Origin of the sequence: Streptomyces sp. NPDC051576 (assembly GCF_040681835.1) — a bacterium.
Classification (GTDB): Bacteria; Actinomycetota; Actinomycetes; order Streptomycetales; family Streptomycetaceae; genus Streptomyces.
The window spans coordinates 462,800-481,885 of record NZ_JBFAZO010000002.1 but is presented as its reverse complement, the minus strand read 5'-3'; the positions used below and the strand labels follow the sequence as shown (position 1 = coordinate 481,885).

General features: G+C 69.6%; 19 protein-coding genes. 7 read left to right on the top strand and 12 right to left on the bottom strand.

The window, feature by feature from the left end:
• Positions 1 to 20 precede the first annotated feature (20 nt).
• Positions 21 to 980 (bottom strand): ABC transporter permease, encoded by a 960-nt coding sequence (locus AB0M63_RS08080; RefSeq protein ID WP_355914930.1) that lies wholly within the window; start codon positions 978 to 980, stop codon positions 21 to 23.
• A gap of 3 nt (positions 981 to 983) precedes the next feature.
• On the bottom strand, positions 984 to 2,741 hold the full coding sequence (locus AB0M63_RS08075) for a peptide ABC transporter substrate-binding protein (RefSeq protein ID WP_366018811.1): 1,758 nt from the start codon (positions 2,739 to 2,741) through the stop codon (positions 984 to 986).
• Positions 2,742 to 2,922: 181 nt separating this feature from the next.
• Here AB0M63_RS08075 and AB0M63_RS08070 point away from each other — a divergent pair, with 181 nt between their 5' ends.
• Both AB0M63_RS08070 and AB0M63_RS08065 read left to right on the top strand, forming a co-directional pair.
• On the top strand, positions 2,923 to 4,119 hold the full coding sequence (locus AB0M63_RS08070; protein ID WP_366018810.1) for an ROK family protein: 1,197 nt from the start codon (positions 2,923 to 2,925) through the stop codon (positions 4,117 to 4,119).
• A gap of 14 nt (positions 4,120 to 4,133) precedes the next feature.
• On the top strand, positions 4,134 to 5,642 hold the full coding sequence (locus AB0M63_RS08065) for a M81 family metallopeptidase (protein WP_366018809.1): 1,509 nt from the start codon (positions 4,134 to 4,136) through the stop codon (positions 5,640 to 5,642).
• Here AB0M63_RS08065 and AB0M63_RS08060 read toward each other — a convergent pair.
• From AB0M63_RS08060 to AB0M63_RS08030, 7 genes are all read right to left on the bottom strand, one after another.
• Entirely contained in the window at positions 5,623 to 6,240 is a 618-nt protein-coding gene (locus AB0M63_RS08060) for an ATP/GTP-binding protein (protein ID WP_355914919.1), read from the bottom strand. The two genes, AB0M63_RS08065 and AB0M63_RS08060, sit on opposite strands and share 20 nt — an antisense overlap.
• Complete coding sequence (locus tag AB0M63_RS08055; RefSeq protein WP_355914916.1) at positions 6,227 to 6,586, bottom strand: DUF742 domain-containing protein; 360 nt, start codon at positions 6,584 to 6,586, stop codon at positions 6,227 to 6,229. Before AB0M63_RS08055 ends, AB0M63_RS08060 begins: the two co-directional genes overlap by 14 nt.
• Before the next feature lies 1 nt (position 6,587).
• A complete protein-coding gene (locus AB0M63_RS08050; protein ID WP_019062795.1) occupies positions 6,588 to 7,019 on the bottom strand; it encodes a roadblock/LC7 domain-containing protein in 432 nt (143 codons plus the stop codon).
• 11 nt (positions 7,020 to 7,030) lie between these two features.
• Complete coding sequence (locus tag AB0M63_RS08045) at positions 7,031 to 9,373, bottom strand: nitrate- and nitrite sensing domain-containing protein (protein WP_366018808.1); 2,343 nt, start codon at positions 9,371 to 9,373, stop codon at positions 7,031 to 7,033.
• Positions 9,374 to 9,412: 39 nt separating this feature from the next.
• Positions 9,413 to 10,432, bottom strand: a complete 1,020-nt coding sequence (locus AB0M63_RS08040; RefSeq protein WP_366018807.1) for a substrate-binding domain-containing protein — start codon at positions 10,430 to 10,432, stop codon at positions 9,413 to 9,415.
• Positions 10,433 to 10,657: 225 nt separating this feature from the next.
• On the bottom strand, positions 10,658 to 11,461 hold the full coding sequence (locus AB0M63_RS08035) for an SAM-dependent methyltransferase (RefSeq protein WP_355914906.1): 804 nt from the start codon (positions 11,459 to 11,461) through the stop codon (positions 10,658 to 10,660).
• A gap of 26 nt (positions 11,462 to 11,487) precedes the next feature.
• A complete protein-coding gene (locus AB0M63_RS08030; protein WP_355914903.1) occupies positions 11,488 to 11,943 on the bottom strand; it encodes a TerB family tellurite resistance protein in 456 nt (151 codons plus the stop codon).
• 181 nt (positions 11,944 to 12,124) lie between these two features.
• On the opposite strand from AB0M63_RS08030, the gene tatA reads away from it, so the two are divergent.
• A complete protein-coding gene (gene tatA / locus AB0M63_RS08025; RefSeq protein ID WP_355914900.1) occupies positions 12,125 to 12,337 on the top strand; it encodes a Sec-independent protein translocase subunit TatA in 213 nt (70 codons plus the stop codon).
• A gap of 42 nt (positions 12,338 to 12,379) precedes the next feature.
• On the opposite strand, the gene AB0M63_RS08020 is transcribed toward tatA, so the two are convergent.
• Both AB0M63_RS08020 and AB0M63_RS08015 read right to left on the bottom strand, forming a co-directional pair.
• On the bottom strand, positions 12,380 to 12,820 hold the full coding sequence (locus AB0M63_RS08020) for a DUF6114 domain-containing protein (RefSeq protein WP_355914897.1): 441 nt from the start codon (positions 12,818 to 12,820) through the stop codon (positions 12,380 to 12,382).
• On the bottom strand, positions 12,820 to 13,503 hold the full coding sequence (locus tag AB0M63_RS08015) for a DUF6230 family protein (protein WP_355914894.1): 684 nt from the start codon (positions 13,501 to 13,503) through the stop codon (positions 12,820 to 12,822). Before AB0M63_RS08015 ends, AB0M63_RS08020 begins: the two co-directional genes overlap by 1 nt.
• A gap of 687 nt (positions 13,504 to 14,190) precedes the next feature.
• Here AB0M63_RS08015 and AB0M63_RS08010 point away from each other — a divergent pair.
• The gene (locus AB0M63_RS08010; RefSeq protein WP_355914891.1) at positions 14,191 to 14,844 is read left to right on the top strand and encodes a Tat pathway signal sequence domain protein; all 654 of its coding nucleotides are present in this window, start codon (positions 14,191 to 14,193) and stop codon (positions 14,842 to 14,844) included.
• A 53-nt stretch (positions 14,845 to 14,897) separates the two neighbouring features.
• On the opposite strand, the gene AB0M63_RS08005 is transcribed toward AB0M63_RS08010, so the two are convergent.
• Entirely contained in the window at positions 14,898 to 15,848 is a 951-nt protein-coding gene (locus tag AB0M63_RS08005; protein WP_366018806.1) for a lytic polysaccharide monooxygenase, read from the bottom strand.
• Positions 15,849 to 16,259: 411 nt separating this feature from the next.
• On the opposite strand from AB0M63_RS08005, the gene AB0M63_RS08000 reads away from it, so the two are divergent.
• From AB0M63_RS08000 to AB0M63_RS07990, 3 genes are all read left to right on the top strand, one after another.
• Positions 16,260 to 16,907, top strand: a complete 648-nt coding sequence (locus AB0M63_RS08000; RefSeq protein ID WP_355914885.1) for a ScbR family autoregulator-binding transcription factor — start codon at positions 16,260 to 16,262, stop codon at positions 16,905 to 16,907.
• A gap of 22 nt (positions 16,908 to 16,929) precedes the next feature.
• Positions 16,930 to 18,096, top strand: a complete 1,167-nt coding sequence (locus AB0M63_RS07995) for a damage-control phosphatase ARMT1 family protein (protein ID WP_366018805.1) — start codon at positions 16,930 to 16,932, stop codon at positions 18,094 to 18,096.
• An 88-nt stretch (positions 18,097 to 18,184) separates the two neighbouring features.
• On the top strand, positions 18,185 to 19,045 hold the full coding sequence (locus AB0M63_RS07990; protein ID WP_366018804.1) for an LLM class flavin-dependent oxidoreductase: 861 nt from the start codon (positions 18,185 to 18,187) through the stop codon (positions 19,043 to 19,045).
• Positions 19,046 to 19,086 lie beyond the last annotated feature (41 nt).

The following is a 19,086-nucleotide window of genomic DNA, read 5'->3' as shown; positions in this document are numbered from 1 at the left end:
CCGGCCCGCACTTTGAACACTCACGTCATGCTCCCCTTCACCCGAGGATCCACAACCCGTTGAACAACATCCGCAAGCAACGTCCCCACCACAGTCGCCACAGAGATCACCAACACACACCCCAACAGCACCGGGTAGTCGGACGACTGAGCCGCACTCCAGAACAACAGCCCCATCCCCGGGTAGTTGAACAGCTGCTCGACAACCAACGCCCCGCCGAACAACACCGGCACGTAATACCCCAGCATCGCGATCACCGGCGTCAGCGAATTCCGGAACACATGCCTGAAGAGAATCGCCCGCTGCCGCGAACCCCCCGCCCGAGCCGTCCGCACGTAGTCCTCGGAGAGGTTCTCCAGCGTCGCCGCCCGCATGTACCGGCTGAACACGGCGACCATCGAGGCCGCCCCCGTCACCACGGGCAGCACCAACGCCACCGGATCCGCGAAGACTTGGGCCACCGTGTCGCCCTGCGGTGCCTGCGACGGGAACCACCGCAGCATCTGTGTGAAGACCAGCACCAGCACAAGTCCCAGGAAGTACACGGGAGTCGAGTACGCCACGAAGCTCAAGGTCGTGATGACGTAGTCGGCCGGCTTGTTCCGCCGTACCGCCTGCCACATGCCCAGCGGAAGGGCGAGCAGCAGCCCGACGACGGCCGACAGCACGGTCAGCACCAGTGTCTTCGGGAGCCGTTGCTCGATGAGCTGGGACACCGCCTCGTTGAGGGTGTACGACGTGCCGAGGTCGCCGTGCAGCAACTGCCGCAGGTAGTACAGGTATTGGACGGGCAGCGGGCGGTCGAGGCCCTGGTCGTGGTTGAAGAGAGTGATCTGCTGCGGGGTGGCCTGCGGGCCGAGGATCCCGCGTGCGGGACCCCCGGGCAGCGCGTGCAGCAGGCCGAACACCACGACCGTCACGATGAGGATCACGACCAGTGCCTGGGCGATCCGCCGGGTCAGGTACAGGAGGGTGTCCATGCCTCAGTTCGTCCACTTCCACTGTGCGGGGTGGAAGTTGGCGAGGGGGTCCTGGGAGAAGCCGCCGAGGCCGCTCTTGACCACGGAGATCTGGTAGTCGGGCTCCGGCAGCCAGATCACCGGCAGGTCCTTGGCGAGGGCCGCGCTGTAGTCCTGGATCGCCTGGGTCGAACTCGACGTGGTGGACGCCGAGATGAGCTTGTCGACATCGGCGTCGGAGTAGTTGCCGAAGTTCGCGCCGCCCTTGGACTGGAACAGGGAGTCGCCGGTCGGGAAGGCCGGGAAGTACCAACTGCCGGCCGTACCGAAGAAGGAGAGCTGCCACTTGCAGATCGACTGCGAGGCCGTGCACTGCGGGGTCTGCGAGAGCACGGAGTTGACCGGCGCGGTCTTGATGGAGAACTTGATGCCGGTCTTCGCCAGCGAGGACTGGATCGCGCTCATCATGTTGTCGGTCACCGTCGAACCGGACTGCGACAGCACCTGCATCTGGAACTTCGTCCCCTTGGCGACCCCTTCACCGCACTGAGAGGCCCCAGTCCCCGGGCTCGTGCAGGTCATCACCCCGCCCTGCTCGGTCCAACCATGGCCGGTGAGAAGGGACTTGGCGGCCGAGGTCGAGAACGGATACGGGTCGCTCTTCTGCGTGGCCGACAGGAACGACGAACTCTGCGCCTGCGGGACGGGCCCGTATCCGGGCACCGCCGTCCCGTTGAAGATGACCTTCGCCAGACCGGACTGGTCGATGGAGCGCTGGACGGCCTGCCGGGCGTAGAGCTGCTTGAACACGGCGCCCATGGCGGGGTTGTTGAAGTTGTACGGCATGTAGGTGATCGCCCAGCCCGACCACGGCTTCACGGTGTAGCCCTGCGCGGTGAAGCTCGCCTTCTGATCGAGGTCGGTCGCCTCGATGTAGCCGTAGTCGACGCTCCCGGACCGCAGCGCGTTCTTCTCGGCGTCCGCCGTCGTGAAGGGGAGGAGGTTCACGGTGGGGATGCCGGGCTTCTCGCCGCCGTCGTACTTGGTGTTGGCGGCCAGGACGACCTTGCCGGCCGTGGAGAAGGACTTCACGGTGTACGGGCCGCTGACCGTCTTCCACAGGGCGTTCGTGGCATAGCCGTTGATGTTCTTCGCCGCGTCGTTGAGGTACGTCCAGTCCTTCTTGGCGTCCCCGACCTTGTCCCACACGTGCTGGGGGAGCGGGTTGATGGAACTCAGCTCGTTGGCCAGCATCCACTGCGGGTTGTAGGCCTTGTCGAAGGTGATCGTGAAGTGGCGGGTGTCCACGGTCTTGAAGGACGTCCAGTTGTCCGGCGCCTTGCCCGGGTTGTAGCCCGCCCACTGCGCCTTGTTCGCCTTGATGAGGTCGAACCAGAACTTCACGTCGGCCGAGGTGATCGGCTTCCCGTCGCTCCAGTGCCGGTCGCCGAGGGTGATCGTCACGCTCTTGTTGTCGGCGGCGAAGTCGGCGGCGGTCGCCACCGAGCCCTTCTTGTTCCAGCCCATGGTGCCGGTCGAGCCGTCGTAGGCAACCAGCGGCTCCCACAGCGAGTACGCGATGGAGATGTTGTTGGTGTTGAGGTGCGCGGCGGTGCCGATCGGCAGGATCCAGTTCGGGGTGAAGTTCGCGGGCAGCGCGTAGTCGATGGAGTCGTGCGACCCGGAGGACGACGTACCGCTCGACCCGGAACAGCCCGCGAGCAGCAGCGCGGCCGTGGTCAGGGAGGCACCCGTGAGGAGTCTCGTGCGAACAGGGGACATGGCTCTCCTCGGAAAATGAGGGGCGGAGGCGGGGGTGAGGACAGTCAACGACCCTCGTGGTCGAAGAAACAGGCGTGCCGCTGTAAAAAGCCTGTTACTGCCGTTCTGAAAAAAGCCGGAGGGCTGTTCGGGTGACTTACGCTCGACGCCTCGATCACCCGATCCGGAAGTAACTTCCTTCATGCCTGAAAAAAGCGCGCACCGCCGCAAGGGCACCTCGGGCGTCTCCTCCCTGGCCGAGCATGTCCTCGAACTGCTCGCCTCCGGGCAGGCCGCCACCCGCACCGAACTCGCCGAACTGCTCGGCGCCGCACCCTCGACGATCTCCCTCGCCGTGGGCCAGTTGGTGTCCCTGGGCCTGGTCGCCGAGCACGGCACCCGCTCCTCCACCGGCGGCCGGCCGCGCAAGGTGCTGCGGCTGGGCGGCAGCGACGGGTTCGCGGTCGCGGCCGAACTCGGCGGCAGGCACGCGCACGTGGGGGTCGTCCTGCCGGGCGGCGGACTCACCGACGTGTCGACCGTGCCCTTCCCTACGGCGGACGGTCCGGAGGCCGCGCTGCCGGGTCTCGCCGAGACGCTCATGGCGCTCGCCGAACGGCACGGGCGGGAACTGCTGCGAGGCGTGGGCCTGAGCCTGCCCGGCCCGGTCGACATCGCCTCCGGGGTCGTCACGCTGCCCGCCCGGATGCCCGGCTGGAACAGGTTTCCCATCCGGAGCTGGCTCGCCGAGCGGTTCGAGGTGCCGGCCGCCATCGAGAACGACGCCAACTGCATGGCGGTCGGCGAGCACACGGTCCAGCCCGCCGAGCGACGCCAGTCGATCATGGTCAAGGTGGGCACCGGGATCGGCGCGGGCGTCATCGCCGACGGCCGGCTCTACCGGGGCGGCACCGGCGCAGCCGGGGAGATCACCCACGTCCGGGTCGAAGCCGCCCAGGACACGCCCTGCTCCTGCGGCAACACCGGCTGTCTGGAGACCGTCGCCTCCGGCGCCGCCCTCGTGCGCATCCTGCGCGGGCACGGCCTCGACGTGACCTCCACCGAGGACGTCGTACGGCTGGCCACCGACGCCGACCCCGAGGCGACCCGAGCGGTCCGCCAGGCCGGCCGTTACCTCGGCCAGGTCCTCGCCGCCAACGTCAACTTCTTCAACCCCGACGCCGTCTACCTCGGCGGCATCCTCTCCACCCTCGAACCCTTCGTCGCGGCCGTCCGCAGCCAGCTCTACGAGGGCTGCCACCCCCTGGTCACCGAACACCTGGCGATCGAGCGCGCGAGCCTGGGCGCGGACGCGGGGCTGGTGGGCGCGGGCCAGTTCGCTCTGCAACGGGCCCTTGCCCACGCGCTGCACACGGTCACCGGTACCCACCAATCCTGATCTCCGGAGGAGCCATGTCAGTTCCCCGTCCCGTCATCGCCATCGCCGGCCTGGGCATCGAGTCCTCGACCTTCTCCCCGGCCCGCACCGAAGCCCCCGCATTCCACCCCCAGCACGGCGCGGCCGTCCTCACCCGCTACCCCTTCCTCGCCGAAGGCACCCCGCTCCGCGAGGCCGCCGACTGGCGCGGTGCCCTGGTCGGCAAGGCGCTGCCCGGCGGCACCGTGACGGCCGCCGCGTACGCCGAACTCTCCGCCGAACTCATCGAGCGGGTAAGGGAGTTGGGTCCGCTCGACGGCCTCTGGTACGACATCCACGGCGCGATGACAGTCGAGGGGATCGACGACGCCGAGGCCCTCCTGCTCGCCCGCATCCGCGAGACCGTCGGCCCGGACACCCTCGTCTCGACCTCGATGGACCTGCACGGCAATGTCTCCCGCGAACTGGTCCACCGGAGCGACCTCATCACCTGCTACCGCATGGCCCCGCACGAGGACGCCATGGACACCAAGGAGCGCGCCGCCCGCAACCTCGTCGACCTCCTGGCGAGCGGCGCGCCCCGCCCGGTCAAGGCCTGGGTGCCGGTGCCGGTGCTGCTCGCGGGGGAGCAGACCTCGACCCGTATCGAACCCGCGAAGAGCGTGTACGCGGCGGTGGCGGACGTAGAGGCAGACGAAGGGGTCGTCGACGCGGCGATCTGGGTCGGCTACGCGTGGGCCGACGAACCCCGCAACCGGGCCGCCGTCGTGGTCACGGGACACTCCGCCGCCCAAGTCGCCGCCGGTGCCGAGCGGTTGGCGCGCGGCTTCTGGGACGCCCGGCACGGCTTCGCGTTCGTCGCGCCGACCGGCACCCTCGACGAGTGCCTCGACGAGGCCCTCGCCTCGACCGCCCGCCCGTACTTCATCAGCGACACCGGCGACAACCCGACCGCGGGCGGAGCGGGAGACGTCACCTGGGGCCTCCAACACGTCCTGGAACGCCCGGAGTTCAAGGATCACGACGGGCCTACGGTCATCTACGCCTCGCTGCCCGGACCGGGCGCCGTAGCCGCCGCCGAGCGGGCCGGGGTCGGCGCCACCGTCACCGTCACGGCGGGCGCGGAGGTCGACGACCGGCACGCGGGCCCGCTCACCCTCACCGGTGTCGTGCACTGCGTCCGGCACGGGGACCGGGACGCGGGGACCGAGGTGGTGCTCAGGGTGGGGAGCGTCTATGTGATCCTGACCCGGCTGCGCAAGCCGTACCACCACGAACACGACTTCACCGACCTGGAGTTGGACCCGCGCTCCGCCGATCTCGTGCTCGTCAAGATCGGCTATCTCGAACCCGAACTCTTCGCCATGGCCGCCGACTGGAAGATGGCCCTCACTCCGGGCGGCGTCGACCAGGACCTCGGCCGGCTCGGCCATCACCGCATCCGGCGGCCCCTGTTCCCCTTCGACCGGGACATGGCGGAGCCGGACCTCGCTGCCCGGATCATCGCGCCCTCGGACGCGCCGCTCACCGGGGCGGAGGAGTGAGCTTCCCGCCCCCGCCGCCCTCGATGGCGGCGGCGATCAACTGGTCGAGCAGGGCGATGAGGACGTTGCGGCACGAGTCGCGTTCCCGGGCGTCGCACAGCAGCACCCGGACGTTCTCTGGAAGTGCCAGCGCGTCGCGGACCGCCTCCGCCGGATACGGATGCTCGCCGTAGAAGCCGTTCACACCCACCACGAACGGGATGCCCCGGCGCTCGAAGAAGTCGACGGCCGCGAAGCTGGACTTCGGGCGGCGGACGTCGATCAGGACCACCGCGCCCAGGGCGCCGAGCGCCAGGTCGTTCCACATGAACCAGAACCGCTGCTGGCCCGGGGTGCCGAACAGATACAGCACCAGGTCCTGGCCGATGGTGATCCGGCCGAAGTCCAGGGCCACGGTGGTGGCCCGTTTCTCCTCGATGCCGTCGAGGTCGTCGACGGCGAGGCCCGCCACGGTCAGCGGTTCCTCGGTGCGCAGCGGCGCGATCTCGCTCACCGAGCCGACCATGGTGGTCTTGCCGACACCGAAGCCCCCCGCGATCAGGATCTTGACCGTCTCGGGCGGCGCGGGTGCCGGAGCGATGGTGTCAGAGCCGGTCAAGGCCCTCCCTCACTTTCTGCAGCAGGTCCATGTCCGGGCTGGTACGGGAGACCGGGTGCGGCGGACGGGCCGTGATCAGGCCCGCCTCCAGCAGGTCGCAGAGCATGATCACTACCACGCTCACCGGAAGGTCGACAAGGGCGGCGACCTCCGCCACCGCCAGCGGCTCGGCGCACAGCCGCAGGATGCGGGACTGCTCCGGCTGCGGCCGGGGCGCCCGAGCGGGCACCGGCTCGACCGCGGTCACCGTGGTGATGAGGGTGAAATCGGCGCGGCTGGGCCGGGTTCTGCCTCCGGTCAGCGTGAACGGCCGGACCAGCCGTCCCGCCGCGTCGCCACCGCTCACCTCACTCGCCGGAGCCGGCCGCGGGGCCGACGCCGGCCCGCGGCGCGGCGCTGAGATGCTCGCCTATCTTCTTCACCAGCATGTTCATCTGGTACGCCACGACCCCGACGTCCGCGCCCGGACCGGTCAGCACGACCAGATGGGCGCCGGGGCCCGCCGCGGTGAGGATCAGATAGCTGTTCGCCATCTCGATCAGCGCCTGGCGCACCGGGCCGCCCCGGAAGTCCATGCTGACGCCCTTGCTGAGGCTCATCAGCCCGGACGCGGTGGCCGCGAGCCGCTCGGCGTCGTCGCGCAGGAACCCGGTGGACTTGCTGACGACCAGGCCGTCCTCGGACAGCACGACGGCCTGGTTCACCTCGGCCACCCGGTCCACGAGTCCGGTGAGCAACTGGTCGAGCTGGGTGTGCGTGGCGGGGACAGGACGTGTCATGGCGGAGTCCTTCATGAGCGGTCGGCGGGCGGAGTCGAGGAGGCTGCTGCTTCCTCCCGGTCGTACTGCGGTGGCGCGTCGTCGTCGATGGCGTCCCGTGCCTGGAACGTGCCGCGCTGGAACCCGGCGAGCGAGGAGGCGGCGCGTTCCGCGGTGAAGTCTTCCAGCTCTCCGTCCTCCTCGACCGAACCGGCCTCCTCCCGCAACTCGCTGGCCAGACTGGTCTGCGGCACCCGCCGAGGCAAGGGGGCGAGCCCGTCAAGCCCGTTGGGACCGGCGCTCACCGCGGGCTCGGGGGAGCGCGCCGGAGGGATGACGGGGTGGGCCTCGGGCGCGGGCTCCAGCCTCTCGGCGGCCCGCTCGGCTACGACCGCCTCGTGGACATCGGCGGCCTTCGAGGCGCCGGGGGCGGGCTCGTCGGGGCTCTCGGGTACGACGATCTCGTGCGGGATCAGCACGATCGCGGTGGTGCCACCGTACGGCGAGGGGCGCAGCGTCACCGCGATGCTGTGCCGGGTGGCGAGCCGGGCGATCACGAACATGCCGAGCCGCAGGTCGTCGGCGAGGGCGACCACGTCGAACTTCGGGGCCACCGCGAGCTGTTCGTTGAGCGAGGCGTAGTCCTCCTCGGACATGCCGAGCCCGCGGTCCTCGACCTCGATGACCAGCCCCTTGGCGACCATCGCGGCCCGCACCCCGACAGGGCTGGGCGCGGGGGAGTACACCGTCGCGTTGTCGATCAGCTCGGCCAGCAGATGGATCACGTCGGCGACCGCGGGCGGCGCCAGGCACACCTCCTCGTCGGTGTGCACCTCCACCCGCTGGTACTCGGCGACCTCGCCGACGGCACTGCGCAGGATGTCGATCAGGGCGACCGGCTCGGTCCAGCTGCGGCGGGGCTGCTCGCCGCTGATGACGACGAGGTTCTCCTCGTAGCGGCGCAACTGGCTGGCGGTGGAGTCCAGTTCGTAGAGGCCGCGCAGCACCTCGGGGTCGTCGTGCCGGCGTTCCAGCGCGTCGAGCTTGGTGAGCTGGAGGTTGACCAGGTTCTGGCTCTGCCGGGCGATGCCGAGGATGACCTTCTGGAAACCCCTCCGGGTGTCGGCGAGTTCGACCGCGGTGTGCACGGCGGTGCGCTGCGCGGTGTTGAACGCCTGTGCCACCTGGCCGAGTTCGTCGCCGCCGTAGTCCAGTGGCGGGGTCGCCGACTCCACGTCGATCTTCTCGCCCCGGTTCAACCGGGCCACCACATCGGGCAGTCGCTCCTCGGCCAGGCCCAAGGTGGCCATCTTCAGACCGCGCAGCCGCCTGGACAGGGAGCGGGTGATCCGCCACGACATGCCGACGCACAGCAGCAGGGCGGCGAGTCCGCCCGCGCTCAGCGAGGCGGCGGTGACCAGCAGGCGGTGCGCCTTGTCGGAGCTGCGGTCGAGGAGTCCGTCCGTCTGCTGTCTGATCAACGTCGTGTACTGGGCGCCCACTTCGGCCAGGGCGCTGTTCCACTGCTTCCGCGCGTCGGGGAGCGCGATCCGGCCGGCGGTGCCGCCGTCCGCCGTACCGGCCGCGAGCACCCTGTCCTCCACGGACTCCAGGGTGTTCCACTCCCGGCTCTGCAGCACCTGCTCGATCTGCGTCTTGGCGCTGCCCTGGAACGCGGTGGCGATCTGGTCCTGGACCAGCCAGCGGCGCGCGTGCACCAGCTCCGCGAACTGCTCCCACGTCTTGTCGTCGACATGCCCGGAGGGCCAGGCCAGGGTCAGTTGCGCGTCCTCCTGGGAGACCAGCTCGGCCCCGTGCTCCAGGGCGACGAGGGGTTCCGCCTGGGAGGTGAGGTCGCCGTCGTCGACCTGGGACAGCTGCTGGAACGCCTGGATCTGGTCGTCGATGATCGCGGTGAACTGGTCCAGCACCTGCTGGGCGGTGATGTCGGTGGGGTCGTCCACCTGGTCCCGGTAGTACTCCAGGCTGTCCACGGACGCGACGACCGAGTACAGCCGGTCCTTGATACGGGCGGGCGCCTTCTTGATCGCGCCGGACTGGCCCACGAGTTGGGCCACCGCCTTGTCCGTCCTCACCCGCTGCGCGTCCAGCGCGGCCCGGGACCCGTGCGGCGAGGCCAGCCACGCCGCCGACAGACTGCGCTCCTGCTGGAGCGCGAGCGCCGCCTCGGTGCCCATGGCGCCGGTCGATCTGCTCAGCTCCGTCTGCGAGCGCAGCCGCAGGCCCTCCGCGAACATCTGGGTCGTCGTGAGGCCCCACATGGCGGCCAGCGTGACGCTGGGGACCAGCGCCAGCAGGATCAGGGATAGACGTATGGAACCGACGCGGCGCCGGGCACCTGTCCGTGGAGACATCGTGGTCGTCCTCGCTACATCCTCGTACGAAGTGTCCGGTCAGCGCGTTCCGTTGGCCGCGAACTTCGCGACCGCGCCGACGTTCGTCCTCGTCACGAACGCCGGGCCGGTGAGCACGGGAGCCACCCCGCCGCCACTGATGTTGCCGTTGGTCTTGTACAGCCACAGCGAGTCCACGGCCAGATAGCCCTGCAGATACGGCTGTTGATCGACCGCGAACTGCACGTCCCCGCTCTTCACGGCCTTGACCAGCTTCTGGTTGAGGTCGAAGGTCGCGACCTTGGCCTTACTGCCTGCCGCCTTCACGGCCTTGACCGCGGTCAGCGCGAAGTCGGCGCCCATCATCACCACTTCGTCGATGGTGGGGTCCTGCTTCAGGCGGTCCGTGACCGCCGCGGACACGGCGTCCATGTCGGTGCCGTCCACATAGAGCATGTCGGACTCGCCGGTGAAGGACTTCTTCACGCCCGCGCAGCGTGCCTCCAGGGCGACATTGCCCCGCTCGTGGATCACGCACAGGGCGTGCTTGGCCTTGAGGGCGTCCAGTTTCTCGCCGACGGCGCGGCCCGCGACGCTCTCGTCCTGCCCGAAGAACTCCAGGATGCCGTCCGACTGCCAGGAGTCGATACCGGAGTTGAGGCCGACCACGGGGATGTCCGAGGCCTTGGCCTGGGCGATCGGCGCCTTCATCGCGTCCGGTTTGGCGAGCGTCAGCGCGATGCCGTCGACCCCGTCCCGGATTGCGTCCCGCACCAGCTCCGCCTGCCCGGTGGCGTCGGGATCGCTCGTGTACGTCAGCTCGACGTCGTCCTTGGCGGCCGCGGCCTCGGCGCCCTTCTTCACCAGCACCCAGAAGTCGTCGCCCTGGCTCGCGTGGGTGACCATGGCGATCTTGAGCCGACCGGTGCCCGCGGCCCCGGCCGCGCCCGCGTCGGAGCCGGCCTGGGAACCGCCGGTCCCTGAGCAGCCGGCGAGCAGCAGACAGACCGCGACGGCGGCGGTCGGCACCGTGCGGCGTATGCGCCGGAAGGAGGTGTGAGGTGGGGGAGGAGTGGTCATGAGCGGTGCGGCACCTCGCTGTGCGGCCGAACTTGATTACGGGGAGAGTGCGCCCGGAGCCGTATGAGGTGCGCCGACCGGGAGACTCCCGCTGGCCGGAGCCAATCGCGTGTGACCGCTGGTAGTCAAGTGAGCAGCGACATGGAGTGAGTTGTTGCTGCCGCATTGTGATCATCTCGACGTCGTACGGAAGTTAACGACGTGAAGTGCGGGAGGACCGGTGGGTTACGGCTTGCGGGCCACCGCTCCGTACATCGCGATGTCCTCGTCCCTGATCGGTTCCGGATCCGTGCCGTCCGGACGCCACTTGTGGACCTGGACGATACCGGGCCCGACGAGTTCCAGCCCCGCGAAGAACTCCTCGGCCTCCGCGAACGTACGCAGCCGCATCGGCATCCCGCGGGCCGCGTACTCCCGTGCCACCCGGCCCACCTCGTCCGGCGCGAACTCGGCCGTGCCGATGGACATCGCCAGGTAGCTGCCGGAGGGCAGGGGTTCGAGGAGCCGGCGCACGATGCCCACGGCGTCGTCCTCGTCCAGTACGAAGTGCACGATCGCGATCACGGTCAGCGCGACCGGCTCGGCGGCGTCGAGCGTCCCGCGGAACTCCGGAGCGCGCAGGATCGCCGCCGGATCCAGCATGTCCGCCTCGACATACGCGGTACGGCCCTCGGGCGTGCTGTCCAACAGGTCCTGGGACAGGGTGAGTACGAGCGGATCGTTGTCCACGTAGACGACCCGGGCCTCCGGCGCGGTCGCCTGCGCGATCTCGTGGATGTTCGGGGAGGTCGGGATGCCGCTGCCGATGTCGAGGAACTGCCGTATGCCCGCCTCCCCGGCGAGATACCGCACGGCCCGGTTCATGAAGTCGCGGTTGGCCCGCATGTGCACCGGCATGGCGGGCCACTCCCGGACCATCGCGTCGCCGGCCTCCCGGTCGGCGGGGTAGTGGTCCGTGCCGCCCAGGATGTAGTCGTAGATCCGCGCGGAGTGGGCGGTGGCGGTGTCGATGCGGCTGTGCTCGGACACGCTGCGGCTCCTGCATCGAGGTCCGGTCAGAGGTCGAACTCGTGCGGCGGCAGCTCCAGGGTGAAGCAGGCCTCGCGGACCACGGCCTGCTCGGTCTTGTCGAAGTCGCCGTCCGCGCCGCCGATCACGATGCCGATCTGGATCACGGCACGCGCCTCGGCGGGCTTCTTCTTCGCCTTGGCGATCTCCTGCAACACACTGACCTTGCCGAAGGCGAAGTCGGCCGTCAGCTTGCCCAGGTTCTCGTCGAAGCGGCGCTGGAGGTCCATGGCGTCGAAGTTCTGCAGCACCTCGTTGCTCGCGATGAGCTGGGCGACGCGCTGGCGCTCCGAGGGGTCGATCGTGCCGTCGGCCGCCGCCACGAGGGCGCACATCGCCATGCTCGCGTCGCGGAACGCCCCGCTCTTCAGGTCGTTCTTCTTCGCCACGAGCTGGGTCTGCATCGTCGACGCGGACTCCTTGAAGCGGTCCCACAGGGCCATGCGAACTCCTTGTGTCCAGTAGCCGAGCCCCGGTGCGTCCGTGCCCGAGGCACCGTGGAAACTCCCCGCGCGGGGGAGAAGTTCCAGCCCCCAGGGGGTCTGCGATCCACTCCTGAGTTGTACAGTTGCGCAACACGGCAACTGTTGTCCGAGAAGAATCCTGGGAAGAGAGGGCGGGACCGTGCTCCGCAACGGACTGGAACCCTGGCACCTGCTGATCGTGGCGATCATGGTCATCCTGCTGTTCGGCTCGAAGAAGCTGCCGGAGGCCGCGCGCGGACTGGGCAAGTCGATGCGCATCCTCAAGAGCGAGGCGAAGGCGATGAAGGAGGAGGGCAACGTGGCGGAGCCCCAGGTGACCACGTCCGCGGAGCCGCCCACCACCGCCCCCTGAGACGCGTCGAGCCCCGGCTTGCGCCGGGGCCGATATGACGGGTCAGGCCTGCTGCTGGAGCGACTTCGTGGCCGACTTCGCCTCGCGCTTACGGCGTCGGCGCTCCGCCCGCGGCTCCTGGTCCGGCAGCCAGCCGAACGTCATGCAGCTCCCCACGATGCCCAGCAGCAGCCCGATGAAGAAGCCGCCGAGGTTCGAGGTGAGCCAACTGCCCAGCGAACACAGGATCCCGACGATCGAGTAGAACAGGCGCTGGCCGGGGCTGAAGAGGATCAGCAGTCCGCACAGCAGCATCATCACGGGGAGCAGGTAGCCGGTCATGCCCTGCATCCCGATGTGCATCGCGACCTTGATCGACACCTTCTCCGTGAGCAGGATCTCCGCCCCGCCCAGGGCGAGCAGCAGCCCGCCCCAGAACGGACGGCGGGCCCGCCAGTTCCGGAAGGCGGGCCGCTTCCCCTGCGTCGGCAGGTTCCGGGACATCAGCAACCCGAGTCGCTGAAGCTGAGCTTGAGGCCCGGCAGCTTGAACACACCCGCCGTGGTGGCGTAGTTGGTCTGCCGCAGGTTGTCGATGTGCACGGTGTCGGACTGCTGGCTGAAGACGCCCTTCTTGCCCTGCACACCCGCCTTGGTGAGCGTGCTGGCGTCGTTGCCGATCTCGATGTTGCCGAAGGACGCGTCACCCGACAGTTGCGTCGAGTCCGTGGTCAGGTCGCTCGCCGTGACCTTGGTCGAGCCGCTGCCCGCCTTGATCAGCAGGTTGATGCCGCCGAGGTCGACGCTCTGGCACAGGCTGTCGAGCGTGGCGGTCTTGATGGCCGAGGTCATGACCAGCACCTGACCGCCGGTGTCACCCTCGTTCGGGCTGTTCGGGATCATGCTGTCGAGGTCGCCGAACTGCTCGAAGCCGGTGCCGTCGAGCGACTTCGCGGTGACCGTGAACGGCATGCCGGAGATGGAGAACTGCACCCCCAGGGCGCCCTGCGCGGTGAGCACCGCGAGGGCCGCGGCGGCCAGCGTGGCCGGCACCGCCATGATCGCGGCGCGACGCAGTCGGACCTGACCGCGTCTTTCGGGAGCCTCCGCGGTTTCGGGTGCGGAACCGCTTTCCGGCTGCTCAGGGGTGTTTCCGTTGGACGGGTTGGCGTCCGAGGGTGAAGCCATGTCTGCTCCCAATGTGCTGCTCTGGTTCAACGCGAGTCGGTATCCAAGTGGCGCGTTGTCCTGGCGCGGACAGCGGGTGCGGCGTACCCATCCCCACAACTCCCGGCGGGTGCAAGGGCTTTCAGGTTACGCAGCAGTAGCCGTCGAGGAAGTTACCGGGGGTTACATTCGAGGGTCAAGGGAGTTGTGAAAAAAGAGTGTTGATGATGGACCACCTGTAGGGCAAGGCTTTCCGGCGGTCCCGGCGAGCCCTGACTTCTACATCAACTTGCCCTGCACGTCTTGACGTTGACAGACACTCAGGTCTACAACTCTCCCTTGTTTGCCGGATCCGTGGCGCCGGATCCGGCACGCGGCACGAGCCGCGTTCCCGGACTTCCCTTTCCGCAGGGGCACTTCACCGCCCCCAGAGTCCGAACCCCGCGGCCCGGCACGGCCGCTTCCCCCCTGGTCCGTGCCGTCCGCCCCACCGCCCGGCCCGGCCGGAGACCCCCAACCCCCGCGGGCCTCCGGCCGGTTCACCGGCCGGCCGCCGTTGCCGGCCCGTCACGTACGGAGAAGGCGTCACGGGCCGGCGGCGGCGACTCGCGCCCCCCAACCCCCATCCCCCCGTTCCCCCACTTCGGACGAACCCCCCGGTTCGGTCCTCCACGTCCGAAAGAATTTCGAAAGAAGAGGTACACCCGCATGCGTACTCGCACCGTCCTCACCCTCGTCGGCTCCGTCGCCGCGCTCACCCTCCCCTTCACCGTCTCCGCCTCGGCGGCCGACACCCCCGTGCTCACCACCGGCAGCGCCGCCGGTACGGCCGTCGCCGTCGGTGACGTCCTCACCGCGCCCCTGGCCAGCGGCACCAGCGCCACCCTGTACTCCAGCGCGACCGGCACCAGCGGCGTCAAGTGCACCTCGTCGACGTTCACCGCGACCGTCACCGACAACCCGACCGCGCCGGGCACCGCCACCGAGTCCGTGTCCGGGCAGAGCTTCGACAGCACCAGCTGCACGAGCAACGTCCTCGGTGTAACCGGCGTCACCAGCATCACGGTCGACAACCTGCCCTACAGCACCGCGGTCGCCTCGGACGGCACCCTGACCGTCACCCCGGCCAGCGGCTCCACCATCCAGACCACGGTCAAGCTGAGCACCCTGCTCGGCAGCATCACCTGCGTCTACCAGGCGCCCAGCCTGACCGGCACGTCGAGCAACACCGACAACAGCATCAACTTCACCAGCCAGGCCTTCACCAAGGTCTCCGGCTCGTCCCTGTGCTTCAGCGCGGGCTACTTCACCGCGAAGTACGCCCCGGTGACGGACGGCGGCTCGCCGGTCTACGTCAACTAAGCAGCAGGCAGGGCCTGTTCGCGTCGATCTGTCGAACTGCCGACCAGTCGAGTTCAGCGTCGACGCAGTCGCAGGGCCAGGGCGGCGCCCCCGGTGAGCACCAGCACCGCGGCGGCGCCGCCCGCCACCATGGGCGCCGAAGGGCCGCCCGAAGCGGCGTCGGTGCTCGACGCCACCGGACTGCTGCCCGGCGCGGTGCTCTCCCCGGCCGGGGACGCCTTCTGCGCCGTAGCGGATTCCCGGGCCTTTGCCGAAGGGCTCGCGGCAGTAGGGGACTTGGCCGCGGACGCTGACGACGACGGACTCGCCGTCCTCTCCTTCGAGCCGGCCGTCCCCGCCGAAGAGGACGAAGAAGCGGTACCGCCGCCGGGGAACACCACGTCCGAGCACGAGTAGTACGTGTCCTCGGTGCTGCTGTTCTGCCAGATGGTGTAGATCAGTTGGCGCCCGGTCCGGCCGGTCGGCAGCGTCGCCCTGATGCGGTACGCACCGCCGGTCAGCGGCGGGTCCTTCACCTCGGCGAACGGCTGGGTCGCCAGCTCGGACCAGGTGAGCGGCTTCGCGGGGTCGTAACCGGCCTTCGTCAGATACAACTTGAACGTCCCGGTGTGCGCGATCGTCGACGCGTACGTCATCGTCAGCTTCGCCCCCGGGGTCAGCCGCGTCGACGGCCAGTCGGTACGCGCGAGGTCGAGCCCCTTGTAGTCCGGCAGGCCGCCGCTGCACAGCTTCCCGTCCGGAATCACCTGCCGGTCACGGCCGTTGACGTCCGGGACCCGCAGGTTGTCCCAGTAGGTGAAGGGCGCCCCGTTCGCCGCGACGGCCGCCTCGCACGCCGCCGACTTGGCCTGGCTCCCGCCCTGGGGCGAGCAGGCGTACACCCGGCTGACCGGATACGTCGGCGCCCCGTGCGCCTGTGCCGGACCCGCCGCCCACACGGTGAGCAGCAGCGGGGCCATGGCGGCGGCCGCCATGGCGGTGCGATGTGCGGTCATCCGGGACATCCGGAACGTCTCCTCGGCCGGCGCGGCAACGGTCTGTTCGTGTCATACGGCGCTCGGGCCCCACGTGTTCAGTCCGCTCCGGCACCGTGAACTGGGGGCGTGTCCTGCCGCACAGGCGATCCACAGAAACAGACCGACTGACCCGTAAATACGGGCGTGCCCCTCGGGTACCCCGCAGGGTCGGTCGGTCTTTCGCATGGCCGGGAATCGGCGTTGACACGTGCCACAAACACTGGATGTGGTCAAGAGTCGGGGCAGGGGTGACGCAGAGACGCAAGTGATGGGAACGTGTGGGGTGTTGGCGGTCTTGGGGTGCAAGGTCGACACCGTCGTACGGTGAGCTACTGTCTACAGGGGGTAATAAAAAACGGCACGGGCCGTTGTTTTTCCTTCACGGGAGTATGTCAGTCGATGGTGAGGCAGCTACGGGCCGAGCAGACCCGCACAACGATCATCACGGCCGCCGCCGAGCTGTTCGACCGGCAGGGCTATGAATCCACCAGCCTGAGCGACATCGTCGACCACGCCCAAGTCACCAAAGGCGCCCTGTACTTCCACTTCGCCGCCAAGGAAGACCTCGCCCACACCATCCTGGAGATGCAGGCCAAGGCCTCCCGCCAGCTCTCCAAGGACATGGACAGTCGGGGCTACTCCTCACTGGAGACACTGATACGTGTCACCTTCGGTCTGACCCGGATGGCCGTCGAGGGCCCGATCCCGCGGGCCGGACTCCGGCTCGCCGCGGGGGAGATCGAGGTACGGCCTCCGACACCGCACCCCTTCACCGAATGGCTCGACACCGCCTCCCGCAAACTCGCGGGCGCCGTCGCCGAAGCGGACGCCCACCCCGACATCGACGTGGACGCCGTCGCCCACACCCTCATCGGCCTCTTCATCGGCATCCGCGTCCTGGGCCGCACCCTCGAACCGGTGGCGTTACAGCCCCGCAGAACGGCCGAGATGTGGCACCTGGTGATCCGCGGCCTGGTCCCCGTCCCCCGCCGCGCCCGCTATCTCAGCCTCGCCGCGCGCCTGGAACGGGAGATCGAAGCCGGCTGACCCGCCCGGTACGGTGAGCCGCATGCCCGACACCCCTGCCGCGCCCGTGATCCTCGGCGGCGAGCCCGGCTCGTTCCCCCGCAGCGTGCTGGCCGAACGGCACCCCGCGATCATCCAGCAGGTACGCGACGCCTTCCCGTACGACCCCGAGCGGCACCGCGCCCTCGACGCCCTCCTGAAGAACTGCACCGAGGGCACGATCGAACCCCTCCCCGCCGACGCCCCCGACCGTGCGCAGTGGGCGGCCTGGGGTACCGACGAGTACGCCGGACACTCCTGGTACGACGTGCCCTGGCTCTGGTCCGAGAGCTACTTCTACCGCCAACTCCTCGAAGCCATCGGCTACTTCCGTCCCGGCATCTGGCAGGGCATCGACCCGTTCCGCCCCTTCAAACGGGCCGAACTCGACGCCCCCGAGACGGACGAGGAACTCGCCGCGCTCGACGCGCTGGAGGACAAGTCGCCGGCGGAGCGCGGGCGGGCGCTGGTGCACGGCTCCCTGTGGGGCAACCGCGCGGACCTGGGCTTCCGGCTCTCCGCGGCCGGAGCCGAACAGCAGGCCGCCGTGCCCGCCCTGGTCGCCGACGACAGCGAGCGACTCTGGTCGCTCCTCTCCGGCACGCTGTGCCTCGTCGCCGACAACGCGGGCCGTGAACTCATCCCCGACCTGCTGCTGATCGCCCATCTCCTCGCCGAGCAGCGCATCGAGCGCGCGGTGCTGCACATCAAGCCGCACCCCTACTACGTCTCCGACGCCACGGCCGCCGACGTGGTCGACGCCCTGCACCGGCTGACCCGCGCCCCGGGTGCGGCGGCGACGTACGGCCGCCGCCTCTGGTCGGCGATGGCGGACGGCCGCCTCGCCGTGCGGGCCCACGCCTTCTCCTGCGCCCCGCTGCCGTACGCGGACATGCCCGCCGACCTCCGCGCGGAGTTCGCCGCGGCCACCCTGACGATCGTGAAGGGCGACCTCAACTACCGCCGCCTGGTGGGCGATCGCCTCTGGCCCCCGACCACGCCCTTCGCCGACGTCACCGCCTACTTCCCGGGCCCGGTCGCCGCCCTGCGCACCCTCAAGTCCGATGTGATCACGGGCCTCGACGCCCGCACCGAGACCGCGCTGGTCGCCGCGGAGGAACAGCGCTGGCGCACCGGCGGCACCCACGCGCTGGTCCAAGTGCGGCCGTAGGTTCTCAAGTCCTCGGTACAGGAGGCGACTTGAGCGGTAGACCTGTCGACATGCGACGTTCCTTTCGCGCGAGGGGAGTACGACCGAGATGCGTATCGGAGTGGCACCGCACCGCCTCTGGCCTGTCCAGGAGGGCGAGTTGGACGCGGTTCTCCAAACCGCCGTCAGGGCCGAGGAGTTGGGGTTCGACCATGTCTTCGCGAGCGGCCACGCGGTGGCCGGCGCGACGGGGGTGACCCCGGACCCGCTGATCCTGCTGGCCGCGGTGTCCGGGGCGACCCGGCGGATCGGGCTGGTCACCAGCGTGCTCGTGCTGCCGCTGTACAACCCGGTGATCCTGGCCCACCAGAGCGCCACTCTCGACCGGCTCTCCGACGGTCGTTTCACGCTGGGCATCGGCACCGGCTGGGACACCGAGGAGTACGCGGCCGTCGGCGTCCCGTTCGCCGGGCGGGGCCGTCGGACCGACGAACAGCTCGCTGTCGTACGGCAGTTGTGGCGCGGCGAGGGCTCGGCGCGGCTCGGGGTGCTGCCGCGTACCGAGGGCGGTCCCGGGGTGTGGATCGGCGGGCAGAGCGACGCGGCACTGCGCCGGGCCCTGCGGTTCGGCGACGCCTGGCACGGCTCCGGGGTCGACGCGGAGGGGCTCACCGGCGTACGGGCGCGGCTCGACGCGCTCGGCGACGAGGTGGGGCGCGACCCCGGTCAACTCGCCCTGACGGCAGGCCTGTTCCTCGTGCCGCCCGGGTTCGGCCCCGCGGTGAAGGTGCCGGGCCGGCCGTTGGGCGGAGCCGACGCGACGGCCGAGAGCGTACGGGACGAACTGGGCCGGCTGTCCGACGCCGGGCTCGTCTCCGCGTCCCTGTGGCTGCCGGTGGCCACGGAGGCGCTGCCGGACGCGCTCGCGTGGGTCGGCGCGGAACTCGTTTCGCATTTTTCCAAAGAGTGAAGGTTTGTCTGGCTTCTATGTGGTGATCATGTCAAAACGCT